General features: G+C 73.6%; 17 protein-coding genes. 14 read left to right on the forward strand and 3 right to left on the reverse strand.

What is annotated here, in order from left to right; all coding sequences use genetic code 11:
* The first annotated feature begins 68 nt into the window (after nt 1–68).
* From glmS to ACWEMJ_RS20995, 7 genes are all read left to right on the forward strand, one after another.
* A complete protein-coding gene (glmS, locus tag ACWEMJ_RS20965) occupies nt 69–1925 on the forward strand; it encodes a glutamine--fructose-6-phosphate transaminase (isomerizing) (protein WP_452138587.1) in 1857 nt (618 codons plus the stop codon).
* 58 nt (nt 1926–1983) lie between these two features.
* Nucleotides 1984–2352, forward strand: coding sequence for a holo-ACP synthase (locus tag ACWEMJ_RS20970; protein WP_452138588.1), 369 nt, complete (start codon nt 1984–1986; stop codon nt 2350–2352).
* Between the two features lie 150 nt (nt 2353–2502).
* Nucleotides 2503–3942, forward strand: a complete 1440-nt coding sequence (locus ACWEMJ_RS20975) for an NAD(P)H-hydrate dehydratase (RefSeq protein WP_452138589.1) — start codon at nt 2503–2505, stop codon at nt 3940–3942.
* 142 nt (nt 3943–4084) lie between these two features.
* Nucleotides 4085–5275 carry an alanine racemase gene (gene alr / locus ACWEMJ_RS20980; protein WP_452138590.1) on the forward strand — a complete coding sequence of 397 codons (1191 nt, stop codon included), beginning with the start codon at nt 4085–4087 and terminating at the stop codon, nt 5273–5275.
* Nucleotides 5268–6410 (forward strand): alpha/beta fold hydrolase, encoded by a 1143-nt coding sequence (locus ACWEMJ_RS20985; protein ID WP_452138591.1) that lies wholly within the window; start codon nt 5268–5270, stop codon nt 6408–6410. Before alr ends, ACWEMJ_RS20985 begins: the two co-directional genes overlap by 8 nt.
* Nucleotides 6411–6471: 61 nt before the next feature.
* Nucleotides 6472–6981 carry a tRNA (adenosine(37)-N6)-threonylcarbamoyltransferase complex ATPase subunit type 1 TsaE gene (gene tsaE, locus ACWEMJ_RS20990; RefSeq protein ID WP_452138592.1) on the forward strand — a complete coding sequence of 170 codons (510 nt, stop codon included), beginning with the start codon at nt 6472–6474 and terminating at the stop codon, nt 6979–6981.
* A gap of 102 nt (nt 6982–7083) precedes the next feature.
* Nucleotides 7084–7260, forward strand: a complete 177-nt coding sequence (locus ACWEMJ_RS20995) for a hypothetical protein (RefSeq protein ID WP_452138593.1) — start codon at nt 7084–7086, stop codon at nt 7258–7260.
* A 14-nt stretch (nt 7261–7274) separates the two neighbouring features.
* Here ACWEMJ_RS20995 and ACWEMJ_RS21000 read toward each other — a convergent pair whose 3' ends face one another.
* Nucleotides 7275–7847, reverse strand: a complete 573-nt coding sequence (locus tag ACWEMJ_RS21000) for a hypothetical protein (protein WP_452138594.1) — start codon at nt 7845–7847, stop codon at nt 7275–7277.
* A 132-nt stretch (nt 7848–7979) separates the two neighbouring features.
* On the opposite strand from ACWEMJ_RS21000, the gene tsaB reads away from it, so the two are divergent.
* The 5 genes from tsaB to ACWEMJ_RS21025 all read left to right on the forward strand — a co-directional run bounded on the left by tsaB (nt 7980) and on the right by ACWEMJ_RS21025 (nt 11440).
* On the forward strand, nt 7980–8627 hold the full coding sequence (tsaB, locus tag ACWEMJ_RS21005) for a tRNA (adenosine(37)-N6)-threonylcarbamoyltransferase complex dimerization subunit type 1 TsaB (protein ID WP_452138595.1): 648 nt from the start codon (nt 7980–7982) through the stop codon (nt 8625–8627).
* A gap of 21 nt (nt 8628–8648) precedes the next feature.
* A complete protein-coding gene (rimI, locus tag ACWEMJ_RS21010) occupies nt 8649–9152 on the forward strand; it encodes a ribosomal protein S18-alanine N-acetyltransferase (protein WP_452138596.1) in 504 nt (167 codons plus the stop codon).
* Nucleotides 9145–10224: a tRNA (adenosine(37)-N6)-threonylcarbamoyltransferase complex transferase subunit TsaD gene (gene tsaD / locus ACWEMJ_RS21015; RefSeq protein ID WP_452138597.1), complete on the forward strand. Its 1080-nt coding sequence runs from the start codon at nt 9145–9147 to the stop codon at nt 10222–10224. The genes rimI and tsaD overlap by 8 nt, the downstream gene beginning before the upstream one ends.
* Before the next feature lie 11 nt (nt 10225–10235).
* Nucleotides 10236–10481, forward strand: a complete 246-nt coding sequence (locus tag ACWEMJ_RS21020) for a hypothetical protein (protein ID WP_452138598.1) — start codon at nt 10236–10238, stop codon at nt 10479–10481.
* A 71-nt stretch (nt 10482–10552) separates the two neighbouring features.
* A complete protein-coding gene (locus ACWEMJ_RS21025; protein ID WP_452138599.1) occupies nt 10553–11440 on the forward strand; it encodes a polysaccharide deacetylase family protein in 888 nt (295 codons plus the stop codon).
* On the opposite strand, the gene ACWEMJ_RS21030 is transcribed toward ACWEMJ_RS21025, so the two are convergent.
* Nucleotides 11416–12594 carry a class I SAM-dependent methyltransferase gene (locus ACWEMJ_RS21030; protein WP_452138600.1) on the reverse strand — a complete coding sequence of 393 codons (1179 nt, stop codon included), beginning with the start codon at nt 12592–12594 and terminating at the stop codon, nt 11416–11418. The two genes, ACWEMJ_RS21025 and ACWEMJ_RS21030, sit on opposite strands and share 25 nt — an antisense overlap.
* Before the next feature lie 21 nt (nt 12595–12615).
* Nucleotides 12616–12993: a DUF6234 family protein gene (locus ACWEMJ_RS21035; RefSeq protein WP_452138601.1), complete on the reverse strand. Its 378-nt coding sequence runs from the start codon at nt 12991–12993 to the stop codon at nt 12616–12618.
* A gap of 436 nt (nt 12994–13429) precedes the next feature.
* On the opposite strand from ACWEMJ_RS21035, the gene groES reads away from it, so the two are divergent.
* Nucleotides 13430–13735, forward strand: a complete 306-nt coding sequence (gene groES / locus ACWEMJ_RS21040; protein WP_014136232.1) for a co-chaperone GroES — start codon at nt 13430–13432, stop codon at nt 13733–13735.
* Between the two features lie 100 nt (nt 13736–13835).
* A complete protein-coding gene (gene groL, locus ACWEMJ_RS21045) occupies nt 13836–15470 on the forward strand; it encodes a chaperonin GroEL (RefSeq protein ID WP_452138602.1) in 1635 nt (544 codons plus the stop codon).
* The last annotated feature ends 258 nt before the right edge of the window (nt 15471–15728 follow it).

Genomic DNA, 15728 nt, shown 5'->3' on the forward strand with positions numbered 1-15728 from the left:
GGTGTCGGTCACCCGGTGTGGTCATCCGACCGAACATGGCTCGAACACCGGCACATATGCTGGCGCATATGTGCGGAATTGTTGGATATACGGGCCCGCAAGCGGCCCTCGACGTAGTGATCGCAGGTCTGCGGAGGCTGGAGTACCGGGGCTACGACTCGGCCGGCGTCGCGGTGCAGACCGAAGGAGCCGACGGGCAGCGGCTCCTGGCGACCGACAAGCGGGCCGGAAAGCTCGTCAACCTGGAGAAGTCGCTGGCCGAAACCCCTCTGCCGGCCGGCACCACGGGCATCGGCCACACCCGGTGGGCCACCCACGGCGCACCCAACGACGCCAACGCCCACCCCCATCTGGACGACCACCGCAAGGTCGCCGTCGTCCACAACGGCATCATCGAGAACTTCGCCGCGCTGCGCGCCGAACTCGCCGACCGCGGCCACACCCTGCGCTCCGAGACCGACACCGAGGTGGTCGCCCACCTGCTGTCCGAGGCCTGGGCCGGCGACCTCGCCGAGGCCATGCGCACCGTCTGCCGCCGCCTCGACGGCGCGTTCACCCTGGTCGCCGTGCACGCCGACGCCCCCGACGTGGTGGTCGGCGCCCGCCGCAACTCGCCGCTGGTGGTCGGCGTCGGCGACGGCGAGAACTTCCTCGCCTCCGACGTCGCCGCGTTCATCGCGCACACCCGCGAGGCGATCGAGCTCGGCCAGGACCAGGTCGTCGAACTGCGCCGCGACGGCGTCACCGTCACCAACTTCGACGGCACCCCCGCCGACGTCCGCGAGTACCACGTCGACTGGGACGCCTCCGCCGCCGAGAAGGGCGGCTACGACTACTTCATGCTCAAGGAGATCGCCGAGCAGCCGAAGGCCGTCGCCGACACCCTGCTCGGCCGGATCGGCACCGACGGCCGGCTCACCCTCGACGAACTGCGCATCCCCGACCAGGTGCTGCGCGAGGTCGACAAGGTGGTCGTGGTCGCCTGCGGCACCGCCTTCCACGCCGGCATGATCGCCAAGTACGCGATCGAGCACTGGACCCGCATCCCCTGCGAGGTCGAGGTCGCCAGCGAGTTCCGCTACCGCGACCCGATCATGGACGACCGCACCCTGGTCATCGCCATCTCCCAGTCCGGCGAGACCATGGACACCCTGATGGCGCTGCGCCACGCCCGCGAGCAGGGCGCGAAGGTGCTGGCGATCTGCAACACCAACGGCTCGACCATCCCGCGCGAGTCCGACGCCGTGCTCTACACCCACGCCGGCCCCGAGGTCGCCGTCGCCTCCACCAAGGCCTTCCTCACCCAGCTGGTCGCCTGCTACCTGGTCGCCCTCTACCTGGGCCAGGTGCGCGGCACCAAGTGGGGCGACGAGATCTCCTCCGTCATCCGCGAACTCGGCGACGCCCCCCGCCAGGTCGAGCAGGTCCTCGGCACCATGGAGCCCGTCCGGGCGCTGGCCCGCTCGCTCGCCGACGCCCCCGCCGTGCTCTTCCTCGGCCGGCACGTCGGCCACCCGGTGGCCCTCGAAGGCGCGCTCAAGCTCAAGGAACTCGCCTACATGCACGCCGAGGGCTTCGCCGCCGGCGAGCTCAAGCACGGCCCGATCGCCCTCATCGAAGAAGGCCTGCCGGTGGTCGTCGTGGTGCCCTCGCCGCGCGGCCGCTCCGTCCTGCACGACAAGATCGTCTCCAACATCCAGGAGATCCGGGCCCGCGGCGCCAGGACCATCGTGATCGCCGAGGAGGGCGACGAGGCCGTCGTCCCCTACGCCGACCACCTGATCCGCATCCCCGCCACCCCGACCCTCCTGCAGCCCCTGGTCTCCACCGTCCCGCTCCAGGTCTTCGCCTGCGAGCTGGCCACCGCCAAGGGCCACGAGGTCGACCAGCCGCGCAACCTGGCCAAGTCCGTGACCGTCGAGTAGCCCGCGTATCGTCCATGCCTGCGTAGTGCTCGCGCAGGCATGGACGAGGGAGTCGGACGTGATCATCGGGGTCGGCATCGACGTGGCGGACATCGCCCGGTTCGGGGAATCCCTCCAACGCACCCCCGGACTCGCCGAACGCCTCTTCACCCCGGGCGAGTTGACCCTCCCCTCTGGCCAGCGCCGGGGCACCGCCTCGCTCGCCGCCCGGTTCGCCGCGAAGGAGGCGCTCGCCAAGGCCCTCGGCGCGCCCCCCGGCCTCCGCTGGGAGGACGCCGAAGTCCGCGTCGAGGACTCCGGCCGCCCGATCCTCCACGTCACCGGCACCGTCGAGGCCCGCGCCTCCGCGCTCGGCGTGACCGGCTGGCACGTCTCCCTCAGCCACGACGCGGGCGTCGCCTCGGCGGTGGTGATCGCGGAGGGCTGAGTGCCCAGGACGCGAAGGCGGAAGGGCGCGAAGGCGGAAGGGCGCGAAAGCAGGGGCGCGGGGACCTGCGCGAGGCGGAAGGCGCGCATCCGTGAGATCGCGGCACCGAGAATGACTTGCACGTGCTCGCGCCCTCCGGAGGAGATCCACATGCGCCACGCCCACCGCGTAGAGCAAGTCCGCGCCGCCGAAGCCACCTTGATGGCCGCCCTCCCCGAAGGCACCCTGATGCAGCGCGCCGCCGCCGGCCTCGCCGCGACCTGCGCCGGACTGCTGCCCCGGGTCTACGGCAGCCGCATCCTCGTGCTGGCCGGCTCCGGCGACAACGGCGGCGACGCGCTCTTCGCCGCCGCACGCCTCGCCCGTCGCGGGGCCCGCGCCGAGGCGCTGCTGCTCGACCCCGCCAAGGCCCACGCCGAGGGCCTCGCCGCGCTGCTGGCCGCCGGCGGCCGGACCACCGACGACGTCGGCGCGTTCGCCCGCGCCGACCTGGTGCTGGACGGCATCGTCGGCATCGGCGGCCGCGGCCCGCTGCGCCCCGCCGCCGCGCCCTTCGCCACCATGGAGCGCCGCGGCCCCGTCGTCGCCGTCGACGTGCCGTCCGGCGTCGACCCCGACACCGGCGAGGTGGCCGGCCCCGCGCTGCGCGCCGACGTCACGGTCTGCTTCGGCACCCACAAGCCCGGCCTGCTGGTCGACCCGGGCGCGACGTACGCGGGCGTGGTGACCCTGGTGGAGATCGGGCTCGACCTGCCGCCCGCCCCCGTCCAGGCGCTCCAGCACGCCGACGTGGCCGCGCTGCTGCCCGTCCCGGCCACCGAGAGCGACAAGTACCGGCGGGGCGTGGTCGGTGTCGCCGCCGGCTCCGCCCGCTACCCGGGCGCGGCGCTGCTCGCCGTCGCGGGGGCGCTGCGCGGCGGCGCGGGCGCGGTGCGGTACACCGGGCACGCGGCCGAGGAGGTGGTGCGGCGGCACCCGGAGGCGCTGGTCACCGACGCCGGCCCGGCCCACGCGGGACGGGTCCAGGCCTGGGTGGTCGGCCCGGGCGGCGGCGACGGCGCCGAACGGTCCCTGCGCGAGGCCCTCGACACCGAGGTGCCGGTGCTGGCCGACGCCGACGCGCTCACCGAACTCGCCCGCCTCGGCCCCGACCTGCTGGCCGGCCGGCCCGCCCCCACCCTGCTCACCCCGCACGCCGGCGAGGCCGCGCGCCTGCTGGCCGGCGTCGGCGAGCACACCGACGCGGACACCGTCGCCGCCCGCCGCCTCCGGTCCGCCCGGCTGCTCGCCGCCCGCTACGGCGCGACCGTCCTGCTCAAGGGCTCCACCACCGTCGTCGCCGACCCCGACGGCACCGCCCGGGTCAACGCCACCGGCACCGCCTGGCTCGGCACCGCCGGCAGCGGCGACGTCCTCTCCGGCCTGACCGGCTCCCTCCTCGCCGCCGGCCTCACCCCCCTCGACGCCGCCTCCGCCGCCGCCTACCTGCACGGCCTGGCCGGCCGCCACGCCAGCGGCACGGGCGCCCCGATCACGGCCCTGGACATCGCCGACGCGCTGCACCCGGCCTGGCGCTCGCTGACCGACTGACGCCCGCCCGCGCGGGGCCCTGGAACCGGAATGCGCTCCGCCGCGTGGACACAGGCGGGGCGTCCGGCGGGACAGGTGGCAGGACCCGGTCGGCCGCGCCCCTGATGGGGGGACCGGCGGGGGTCTGGGAGACTGATACGCGATGACGACTGCGAACACCACCGGGACACCCGCGCTGACCGAGGGGGTCCGCGCCGAGGCGACGATCGATCTGGCCGCCCTGCGCGACAACCTGGCCGCGCTGCGCGCCCGCACCGACGGCCCCGAGTTGATGGCCGTGGTCAAGGCCGACGCCTACGGCCACGGCGCGCTGCAGTGCGCCCGGGAGGCGATCGCCGCCGGCGCCGGCTGGCTCGGCACCGCCACCCCGCAGGAGGCGCTCGCCCTGCGCGCCGCCGGCATCGGCCCCGAGCAGGCCCGCATCCTGTGCTGGCTGTGGACGCCCGGCGGCCCGTGGGAGCAGGCGCTGCGCGAGTCCGTGGACATCTCGATCGGCGGCCAGTGGGCGCTGGACGAGCTGCTCGCCGCCGTCCGCGCCACCGGCATCCCGGCCCGGGTCCACCTCAAGGCCGACACCGGCCTCGGCCGCAACGGCTGCCAGCCGCACGACTGGCCCGACCTGGTCGACAACGCCGCGAAGGCGCAGGCCGACGGGCTGCTGCGGGTGGTCGGCGTGTGGTCGCACTTCGCCGCCGCCGACGAGCCCGGACACCCGTCCATCCAGACCCAGTTGGACTCCTTCGCGCAGGCCCTGGCGTTCGCCGAGCGCTCCGGCCTCGACCCCGAGGTGCGGCACCTGGCCAACTCCCCGGCCACCCTGCTGCTCCCGCAGTCGCACTACGACCTGGTCCGGCCCGGCCTCGCCATGTACGGCCTGTCGCCGGTGCCCGACTTCGGGACGCCCGCCGACTTCGGCCTGCGGCCCGTCATGTCGCTGGCCGCCCGGCTCGCCCTGGTCAAGCGCGTCCCCGGCGGCCACGGCGTCTCCTACGGCCACCACTACCTGACGCCCGGGCCGACCACCCTCGGCCTGATCCCGATCGGCTACGCGGACGGCATCCCGCGCCACGCGAGCAACACCGGGCCGGTGCAGATCGGCTCCGGCCGCTACCGGGTGGCCGGGCGGGTCGCCATGGACCAGTTCGTGGTGGACCTGGGCGGGGACCTGCCCGAGGTCGGCGAGGAAGCCGTGCTGTTCGGCCCGGGCGACCGGGGCGAGCCGACGGCGGAGGACTGGGCGCGGGCCTGCGGGACGTTGTCGTACGAGATCATCACCCGGATCGGGGGGCGGGTGCCTCGGCGGTACGTGGGCGGGGCACTGCCGAATGGCTGAGTCGTCAGGGGTCTCCAGGGCCGGGCTGATCGGGATATCGCTCGGGGTGCTGGCCGCCGGGGCCGCCGCCGGCGTCGCGGTGGAGCGGTTGACGGTGGGGCGGGCGATGCGGCGGCGGGCGCGGGAGGAGCTGGACGCGGCGGCGCCGTTCGGGTCGCTGCGGGGGGCGCCGCAGCGGGTGCGGGCGGACGACGGCACCGAGCTGTACGTGGAGGTGGACGCCGCCGACGGGCCGGGTCCGACGGTGGTGTTCTGCCACGGGTACTGCCTGAACCAGGACAGCTGGCACTTCCAGCGGGCGGCGCTGCGGGGCGTGCTGCCCGGCGTCTTCTGGGACCAGCGCAGCCACGGGCGTTCGGAGCGCTCCCGGTCGTACCTGAAGGGCGAGCCGGCCTCGATCGACCAGCTCGGCGCGGACCTGCGGGCGGTGCTGGACGCGGTGGTGCCCGAGGGCCCGGTCGTCCTGGTGGGGCATTCGATGGGCGGCATGACGGTGCTGGCGCTGGCCGCCCAGCACCCCGAGCTGTTCGGCCCGGACGGCCGGGTGGCGGGCGTGGCGCTGATCGGCACGCTCGCGGGCGGCTGGGACTCGGTGACGCTGGGGTTGCCCGCCGCGGGGGCGAAGGTGATGAAGCGGGTCGCGCCCGGCGTGGTGCGGCTGCTGGGTCGCCAGGTCGAGCTGGTGGAGGCGACCCGGCGGTGGGGGTCGGAGCTGGCGGCGGTGTTCTACCGGCGGTTCTCGTTCGGCGGGCAGGACGTGGACCCGGGAGTGGCGCGGTTCGCCGAGCAGCTGCTGGACGCGACGCGGATCGACGTGGTCGCCGAGTTCTACCCGGCGTTCGCGCTGCACGACAAGCAGGCGGCGCTGGCCGCGCTGGACGGCGTGCCCACCCTGGTGCTGGCCGGCACGAAGGACCTGCTCACCCCGCCCGAGTACTCCGAGGCGATCGCGGCGGCGCTGCCCGGCTCCCGGCTGGTGCTGGTGGAGAACGCCGGGCACCTGGTGATGCTGGAGCGCGCCGAGCCGGTCGACCGGGAGCTGCTCGCCCTGCTGGAGCGGGCCGCCGAGCGGGCCGGCACCGGTCCGCTGCCGCAGGCGCCGGAGGGGTCGGACGGGCAGCGGCCCCAGGCCTGAGCGGGCGCCCGCGCGCGGTGTGGCACCGTAGGGGTGGCCGCAACGAACGAAGAAGGACGCCATGGGTTCGCAGACCACTCTGACCGTCGCCACCGCGGAGCGGATGACCGGCCTCGGCCGGCAGCTCGCCGCCCTGCTGCGCCCCGGCGACCTGGTGCTGCTGTCGGGGGAGCTGGGCGCGGGCAAGACCACGCTGACCCGCGGCCTGGGGGAGGGCCTGGGGGTGCGCGGCGCGGTCACCTCGCCGACCTTCGTGATCGCCCGGGTGCACCCGTCGCTGACCGGCGGCCCGGCACTGGTGCACGTGGACGCGTACCGGCTGGGCGGCGGCCTGGACGAGATGGAGGACCTCGACCTGGACGTCTCGCTGCCGGAGTCGGTGATCGTGGTCGAGTGGGGCGAGGGCAAGGTCGAGCAGCTGTCCGAGGACCGGCTGGAGGTCCGGATCGACCGGACCCTGGGCGGCGCGGAGGCGGACGTCACCGAGGAGGCGGACGGGCGCCGGGTCACCGTGACCGGGCTCGGCGGTCGCTGGGACGACGTGGACCTCACCGTATTGGGTGACAACTGAGCGGGGTTTCCGACAGCGCGTCGGGAAACTGTTGCGGCCCGGCCGGTGGGCGTGATGGGATGGCGGCAGCAGGTTAGGTGTGCCTAACTAGGGAGGCGCCCCATGGCGAGCACCACCCCCCGTCCCGAGCCGGCCGACGCCCCCGTCGAGGCGGCCCGCCCCGACCCGGAGCAGCCGCGCAAGGACGCCGAGGCCCCGCCGGTGCCGATGCGGGCGCTGCTGGCGTCCTGCCGGGCCGCCGAGGCGGTCTCCACCCCGCCGGAGCGCCACGCCGCGTAGCGCCCGGCCCGGGGTCAGGCGACGACGACCACCCGGGTGCCGTTCGGCGCGAAGTCCCACAGCACCTGGCCGTCGGCGCGGGACGCCCGGATGCCGCCCAGCTTGGTCTTCGGGTCCAGCGAGGGCGCGGGCGCGTTCTCGTCCACCAGTGCGCTGAAACCGAACACCGTGCCCTGTTGCTGGGCGAACCGCACCACGTGCTCGATCTGCCGGCCGTCGGTGCCGGTGCCCGCCGCGGTGCGGCTGTAGACGGTGTACGCGCCCGGGTTCGGCAGCGCGTTGCTCGGCGTCACCCGGAACGAGGCGACCACCTGCTCCGGCTTCTTCGGATCGACCAGCCACACCTGGCGGTCCTTCAACGAGAACACCACCCGCAGGCCCGCCCCGGAGTCCGCCGGCAGCGGGGGAGCGGTCGGCTTCTCGCTCGCCGACGGCGAGGCCGCCGCGGAGGGGGCGCTCGCCGAGGCCGGGGTGCTCGCCACCGCGCGGGACGCGGCGCCGTTCGCCTGGAACGCCAGCAGCCCGATCACCGCCACGGCGCCCAGGGTCAGTCCGCCGACCACCACACCAGGGCCCAGCTTCGCCACGTCCGCTCCTCAACGCTCCGCGCCACACGTCCGAGCCCATCGTGCCAGGTCCGCGCCGCCGCTTCGGCCTCTTCCGATCGTGTGTTCCCGGCCGGTGCGGGCACCCGCGCCGGACCCTCTAACCTTGAACCCGTGCTCCTCCTCGCCTTCGACACCGCCACCCCCGCCGTCACGGCCGCCGTCCACGACGGCGAGCGCGTGCTCGCCGAGTCCTACGAGGTCGACGCCCGTCGGCACGGCGAACTGCTGCTGCCCACCATCGACGCCGTGCTGCGCACCGCCGGCGTGGACAAGCGGCAGCTCACCGACCTGGCGGTCGGCGTCGGCCCCGGCCCGTACACCGGCCTGCGGGTCGGCCTGGTGACCGCCGCCGCGCTCGGCGACGCGCTCGGCCTGCCCGTGCACGGCGTCTGCACCCTCGACGCGATCGCCCACCAGGCCCGCACCGAGGGTCTGGACGGCGCCTTCTCGGTCGCCACCGACGCCCGCCGCAAGGAGGTCTACTGGGCCTCCTACGACGCGTCCGGCGCCCGTGTCTCGGGCCCGGCGGTGGACCGCCCGGCGGAGATCGAGCCCGGCGCGCGGACGGTCGGCGCGGGCGCGCTGCTGTACGGCCTGCCGGCGGCGAGCGGCCCCGAGCACGTCTCGGCCGGCGCGCTCGCCGACTTCGCCGTCCGCGAGCTGGCCGCCGGCCGCGCACTGCTGCCGAACGCCCCGCTGTACCTGCGCCGCCCGGACGCCCAGGTGCCCGCCGGCTACAAGGCGGTGCTTCCGGCGTGACGCGCACGGGAGTCGGCGACCGTGGCTAGGTTCGCGCTGCGCCCCATGCGCTGGTGGGACATCGAGCCCGTGATGGCGTTGGAGCACCTGCTGTTCCCCGAGGACGCCTGGTCGCGCGGGATGTACTGGTCCGAGCTGGCCGAGACCCACCCGGGCGGCAGCCGGCACTACGTGGTCGCGGTGGACGAGGACGACCGGGTCGTCGGGTACGCCGGGCTGATGGCCGTCGGCGCGGACGGCGACGTGCAGACCATCGCGGTGGAGTCCGGGCACCAGGGCGCGGGCCTCGGCGCGATGCTGCTGACCGACCTGGTCGAGGAGTCGGTCCGGCGCGGCTGCGCCGAGCTGCTGCTGGAGGTGCGGGTGGACAACCTGCGCGCGCAGCGGCTGTACGAGCGGTTCGGGTTCGAGCCGGTCGGCATCCGGCGGGGCTACTACCAGCCCGCCAACGTGGACGCACTGGTGATGCGTCTGGACCACCTGGCAAGCGATGCAAGCGATCTGAAGGATCATCACAATGGCTGACGAACCGCTCGTCCTCGGAATCGAGACCTCCTGCGACGAGACCGGCGTCGGCATCGTCCGCGGCACCACGCTGCTCGCCGACGCGGTCGCCTCCTCGGTCAACGACCACGCCCGGTTCGGCGGCGTCGTCCCGGAGATCGCCAGCCGGGCGCACCTGGAGGCGATGGTCCCCACCATCCAGCGGGCGCTGGACACCGCCGGCGTCAAGGCGAGCGACCTGGACGGCATCGCCGTCACCGCGGGCCCCGGCCTGGCCGGCGCGCTGCTGGTCGGCGTGAGCGCCGCCAAGGCGTACGCGTGGGCGCTGGACAAGCCGCTGTACGGCGTCAACCACCTGGCCTCGCACATCTGCGTCGACCAGCTGGAGCACGGCCGGCTGCCCGAGCCGACCATGGCGCTGCTGGTCTCCGGCGGGCACTCCTCGCTGCTGCTGTCCGGCGACATCACCACCGACGTGCGGCCGCTCGGCGCGACCATCGACGACGCGGCCGGCGAGGCCTTCGACAAGGTCGCGCGGGTGCTCGGCCTGGGCTTCCCCGGCGGGCCGGTGGTGGACCGGATGGCCCGCGAGGGCGACGGCCGGGCGATCGCCTTCCCACGCGGCCTGAGCAGCGCGAGCGACCCGGCCTACGACTTCTCCTTCTCCGGCCTGAAGACCGCCGTGGCGCGCTGGGTCGAGGCCAGGCGCCGGGCCGGCGAGAACGTGCCGGTGGCGGACGTCGCCGCGTCCTTCCAGGAGGCGGTCACCGACGTGCTCACCCGCAAGGCCGTCCGGGCCTGCAAGGACAACGACGTCGACCACCTGATGATCGGCGGCGGCGTCGCCGCGAACTCCCGGCTGCGCGAGATGGCCCAGCAGCGCTGCGACAAGGCGGGCATCGTGCTGCGGGTGCCGCGCCCGGGCCTGTGCACCGACAACGGCGCGATGGTGGCGGCGCTCGGCGCGGAGATGGTCTGGCGCAACCGCACCCCCTCTTCCTTCGACCTGTCGGCGGACTCCTCGCTGCCGGTGACCGAGACCCACGTCCCGCACACCGACTTCCACGCGCACGCCCACGAGGCGCTGAAGTGACCCTGGCGGCGATGTGGGAGGCCCGGGCGACGGCCGGCCGGGGCGGTGAACTGCACGCCTGGGCGCGGGAGTTCGCGCTCCCGGCGGTGCGCGGGGCGGACGGCCTGGAACGGGTCGAGCTGTTCACCGCGCCCGGCGAGCGGGTGCTGCTGATCGCGCTCTGGGCCGGCGAGCCGCAGCCGGTGCCGGAGCCCCCGGCCGAGCTGCTGGCGCGCCCGGTGCACCACTGGACGTTCACCCGTACGGACGTCGGTTAGGCAACCGCGGAGCCGGTAGCGTTCGTCCAGAACATCGACACGTCTGTAGAGCTGAAGAGCGGGGGACACCGGTGACGAACAGCGCCCGGATCGGGTACGCGGCGGGGGCGCTCGCCGTGCTGCTGGCGGCCAGTGGGTGCGGCAGTTCCGCGCCCGCCGCGAAGTCGGCGGCCCCCGCCCAGCCGGCCGCCGCGTCCTCTGCCGCCTCCTCCGCGCCGTCGGGCGCCGCCTCGGCCCCCGCGCAGGACGCGGTCGGCGACGCCGCCTGGGCCAAGTGGGGCCTCAAGCCGCTGCCGAAGGCGCCCGCGCCGCCCGCCGACAAGCCGATCAAGCTGACGAAGACCGGTCCGGTGCCGGTGTTCAGCGAAGTCCCCACCCAGGACAAGGTCGTCTTCATCACCATCGACGACGGGGCCGAGAAGGACCCGAAGTTCGTCCAGATGCTCACCGACCTGAAGGTGCCGATCACGATGTTCCTGACCAGGGACATCGTCAAGAACGACTACGCCTACTTCAAGCAGCTCCAGGCGCTCGGCAACACCGTCCAGAACCACACCGTCAACCACCCGGTGATGAGCAAGCTCTCCGGCGCCCAGCAGAAGAGCCAGATCTGCGACGACCAGACCGCCCTCGCCGAGCAGTACGGCACCGCCCCGTACCTGTTCCGCCCGCCCTACGGCGACGGCGCCCACACCCCGACGCTGAACACCTCCGTGCAGGAGTGCGGGCCGCGCGCCATCGTGCTGTGGCGTGAATCCATGCAGATCCACGACATGCAGTACCAGGCCGCGGACAAGAAGCTGAAGAGCGGCGACATCATCCTGGCCCACTTCCGCGGCCCGTCCGACCTCAAGGGCGAGACGATGACCCAGATGTTCGGCGAGATGCTCTCCCGCATCCAGGAGCAGGGCTTCACCGTCGCCCGGCTCGACGACTACATCGCCAGGCCCACCGGCTGACCCAGCATCATCACCGGGCCGGCCGCGGTACGGGCCACGATCACCGTCACCGCGTTCGGCCCGGACGGCTTCAACTGCCGCCGCAGCTCCTCAGGGACCACCGACGCCCCGCGCTTCTTGATCACCACGGTGCCGATCCGGCGCTCCTTCACCAGCGCCTTCAACTTCTTCACGTTGTACGGCAGTACGTCCGTCAGCTCGTAGGCATGCGCGTACGGCGTCGGGTGCAGCTCGTCCGAGGTGACGTACGCGATCATCGGGTCGAGCAGCCGCCCGTTCGTCGACGCCACCACCTCCGCGACCATCCGGCCCCGGATCACCGCGCCGTCCGGCTCGTACAGGTATCGCCCCACCGGGCCCACCGGCGGATCCGGCAGCGCGCCGCCGGCCAGCGAGTGCGGGCCGGGCAGGAGCGTCGCGCGGTACGGCTCGGCGGACGCCGTGCCGAACCACAGCACCGCCTCCTTCACCTCGCCCCGGTCCGACACCCACTCCGCCTCGGCGCCCTCCGGCACCAGCTCGTGCGGAATCCCCGGCGCCACCTTCAACGCCCCGAACGGGGTGCGCCGGGCCGCCTCCACCGCCCAGGACAGCGGCGGCGAGTACGCCTCCGGGTCGAACACCCGGCCCCGCGAGGTGCGCCGCGCCGGGTCGGTGAACACCGCGTCGAACCCGTCCGTGTCGACGTCCGCGACGTCCGCGCAGCGCACCTCCACCAGCTCCGCCACGCCCAGCGCCGCCGCGTTCGCCCGCGCCACCTCGCAGGTCAGCTCGTCGCGGTCGACCGCCAGCACCGCGATCCCGGCCCGCGCCAGCGCGATCGCGTCCCCGCCGATCCCGCAGCACAGGTCCGCCAGCCGCTTCACCCCGAGCGCCGCGAACCGCCCCGCCCGCCACTCGGCCACACTGCGCCGGGTCGCCTGCTCCACCCCGTTCTGGGTGAAGTACATCGACCGCGCGTCCGCCCCGAACTTCGCCTCCGCCCGCTGCCGCAGCCGCGCCTGCTCGAACGCCGCCCGCACCAGCTCGGCCGGATACTCCCGCCGCAACCGGGTCGCCAGCGCGAGCTCCTGCTCCGCCGTGAACTCCCGCAACTCGGCCAGCAGCGCCTGCCCCTGCTCGGTCAGCAGCGCCCGGAACGATTCGATCTCCACCCCCTCATTCTCGCCGCCCGCTCACCCGCCGGTCGCCGAGCAGTCCGAGCCGCTGTAGCAGGGGTGGTAGTCGCTCGGCAGCGGCGCCGGCCGGCGCTCCCCGTCCTGCCGGTGCTCGTACGCGTACCCGGCGAGGGCCAACCCCAGCACCGCGAGCGCCAGCACCACGTGCACCACGGCGGTCACCCAGTACCGCCGCCACCCGGCCAGCGCGGCGATCACCGTCGGCAGCGCGGCGCAGAGGAACAGCACCAGGACCGTGTCGGGCGCCTCCTCGCCGTCCGAGGCCATGGTGGAGAACCCGAGGTACAGGAACGCCCAGGCCCCGACGACCGCGTTCAGGCACAGCAGCCCGAGCATGGCCGGGACGTCGATGACCAACTTCTGAGCACGAGACATGGCCGCCAGTCTCGGGCCGCACGGCCGGGGCGCGCCTGAGTATCCGCACTCAGCCTGCCCGCCCGGTCATCCGCGGAGCGCCGAGAGCGTCACCGCCGCCAGCAGCGGGGCCTCCAGTGCCGTCAACCGGAGCGCATGGAACACATCCCGCCGGACCGAGGGCCTTGTCCTCGTCATGTGCCGATCCTGGCGCGGGAGTCGGCGCCGATTCCTGAGTACCGGCCCTCAGCTCCGGGGGTGCCGTACCCAAATCCGACACGACGTCGTTGGCACTCTGGTTGACTGAGTGCTAACGGCGTCCTAAGGTCGTTCCTGGCACTCTCCCCAGGGGGAGTGCTAACGCGACGATGCGTGTCTGACCCCCGCGACGGCAGTTGCGCACCATCGCCCACCTACCTGTTAGACAACCCCGTAATCTCCGAAGGGGAGCTCGGACGTGACCACCAGCAGCAAGGTTGCCATCAAGCCGCTCGAGGACCGCATTGTGGTCCAGCCGCTCGACGCCGAGACCACCACCGCCTCCGGCCTGGTGATCCCGGACACCGCCAAGGAGAAGCCCCAGGAGGGCGTCGTCCTGGCCGTCGGCCCGGGCCGCTTCGAGGACGGCCAGCGTCTGCCGCTCGACGTCGCCGTCGGTGACATCGTCCTGTACTCGAAGTACGGCGGCACCGAGGTGAAGTACCAGGGCGAGGAGTACCTCGTCCTCTCGGCTCGCGACGTTCTCGCCATCATCGAGAAGTAAGACGTCCCCAGCCCGCCCCGGATCCGTGTCGACACTGACAGGGGCCCGGGGCGCGGTTGTTGCTCCACGTACGCAGACCACACCCTGAGGAAACGGGATCATGGCGAAGACCCTGCAGTTCGACGAGGACGCCCGCCGCTCGCTGGAGCGCGGTGTCAACAAGCTGGCCGACACCGTCAAGGTGACCATCGGCCCCAAGGGCCGCAACGTCGTCATCGACAAGAAGTTCGGCGCCCCCACCATCACCAACGACGGTGTGACCATCGCCCGCGAGGTCGAGCTCGACGACCCGTACGAGAACCTCGGCGCGCAGCTGGTCAAGGAGGTCGCCACCAAGACCAACGACGTCGCGGGCGACGGCACCACCACCGCCACCGTGCTGGCCCAGGCCCTGGTCAACGAGGGTCTGCGCAACGTCGCCGCCGGCGCCGGCCCGGCCGCCCTGAAGAAGGGCATCGACAAGGCCGTCGCCGCCGTCTCCGAGCACCTGCTGTCGGTCGCCCGCGAGATCGAGGGCAAGGACGACATCGCCGCCGTCGCCTCGCTGTCCGCCCAGGACACCCAGGTCGGCGAGCTGATCGCCGAGGCGATCGACAAGGTCGGCAAGGACGGTGTCATCACCGTCGAGGAGTCCAACACCTTCGGCGTCGAGCTCGAGTTCACCGAGGGCATGCAGTTCGACAAGGGCTACCTGTCGCCGTACTTCGTCACCGACGCGGAGCGCCAGGAAGCCGTCCTGGAGGACCCGTACATCCTGATCAACCAGGGCAAGATCTCCTCCATCCAGGAGCTCCTGCCGCTGCTGGAGAAGGTCCTGCAGGCCGGCGGCTCCCGCCCGCTGCTGATCATCGCCGAGGACGTCGACGGCGAGGCCCTGTCCACCCTGGTGGTCAACAAGATCCGCGGCACCTTCAACGCGGTCGCGGTCAAGGCCCCCGGCTTCGGTGACCGCCGCAAGGCCATCCTCGGCGACATCGCCACCCTGACCGGCGGCCAGGTCATCTCCGAGGAGGTCGGCCTCAAGCTCGACCAGGTCGGCCTGGACGTGCTGGGCTCCGCCCGCCGCATCACCGTCACCAAGGACGAGACCATCGTCGTCGACGGCGCCGGCGCCTCCGACGCGGTCGCCGGCCGGGTCGCCCAGATCAAGGCCGAGATCGCCAACACCGACTCCGACTGGGACCGCGAGAAGCTCCAGGAGCGCCTCGCCAAGCTGGCCGGCGGCGTCTGCGTGATCAAGGTCGGCGCGGCCACCGAGGTCGAGCTCAAGGAGCGCAAGCACCGCCTGGAGGACGCCATCTCCGCGACCCGCGCCGCGGTCGAGGAGGGCATCGTCGCCGGCGGCGGCGCCTCCCTGGTGCACGCCGCGAAGGTCCTGGAGGACGGCCTCGGCCTGTCCGGCGACGAGGCCACCGGTGTCGCCGTGGTCCGCCGCGCGCTGGTCGAGCCGCTGCGCTGGATCGCCCAGAACGCCGGCCTGGAGGGCTACGTCATCACCTCCAAGGTCTCCGAGCTGGAGGCCGGCCAGGGCTACAACGCCGCCACCGGCGAGTACGGCGACCTGGTCAAGGCCGGCGTCATCGACCCGGTCAAGGTCACCCGCTCCGCCCTGGAGAACGCCGCGTCCATCGCCTCGCTGCTCCTCACCACCGAGACCCTCGTGGTCGAGAAGAAGGAAGAGGAAGAGGCCGCGGGCCACGGCCACTCGCACGGCGGGCACGGCCACAGCCACTGAAGCACTAGCCGTTAGGCACTGAAGGGGCGCGAGGAACTGCGCGACCGGCCATGCACTCCCGTAGTGCGAGGCCGGAGCGTGCAGGGCCTCGCGCCCTTTCGCGTGGGCGCAGGTGGGTGGGGCCGGGGAGGGAGAGGGTCGAGTGCGGACGGTTGCCTGGCTGGTCGCGCAGTTCCCCGCGCCCCTGGTGGTGCTCTCCCTGGTGGTGCTCTCCCCGGTGGTGCTCTCCCCTGTTTCGCGGCTCCCCTAAGGTTGATG

The sequence above is a fragment of the Kitasatospora sp. NPDC004531 genome (genome assembly GCF_053602195.1).

Excerpts from the sequence above, each read along its gene's own strand:
- glmS (WP_452138587.1), top strand. The coding sequence starts at position 69 with ATGTGCGGAATTGTTGGATATACGGGCCCGCAAGCGGCCCTCGACGTA.
- ACWEMJ_RS20975 (WP_452138589.1), top strand. The coding sequence starts at position 2,503 with ATGCGCCACGCCCACCGCGTAGAGCAAGTCCGCGCCGCCGAAGCCACC.
- alr (WP_452138590.1), top strand. The coding sequence starts at position 4,085 with ATGACGACTGCGAACACCACCGGGACACCCGCGCTGACCGAGGGGGTC.
- ACWEMJ_RS20985 (WP_452138591.1), top strand. The coding sequence starts at position 5,268 with ATGGCTGAGTCGTCAGGGGTCTCCAGGGCCGGGCTGATCGGGATATCG.
- tsaE (WP_452138592.1), top strand. The coding sequence starts at position 6,472 with ATGGGTTCGCAGACCACTCTGACCGTCGCCACCGCGGAGCGGATGACC.
- ACWEMJ_RS20995 (WP_452138593.1), top strand. The coding sequence starts at position 7,084 with ATGGCGAGCACCACCCCCCGTCCCGAGCCGGCCGACGCCCCCGTCGAG.
- tsaD (WP_452138597.1), top strand. The coding sequence starts at position 9,145 with ATGGCTGACGAACCGCTCGTCCTCGGAATCGAGACCTCCTGCGACGAG.
- ACWEMJ_RS21020 (WP_452138598.1), top strand. The coding sequence starts at position 10,236 with ATGTGGGAGGCCCGGGCGACGGCCGGCCGGGGCGGTGAACTGCACGCC.
- ACWEMJ_RS21035 (WP_452138601.1), bottom strand. The coding sequence starts at position 12,993 with ATGTCTCGTGCTCAGAAGTTGGTCATCGACGTCCCGGCCATGCTCGGG.
- groL (WP_452138602.1), top strand. The coding sequence starts at position 13,836 with ATGGCGAAGACCCTGCAGTTCGACGAGGACGCCCGCCGCTCGCTGGAG.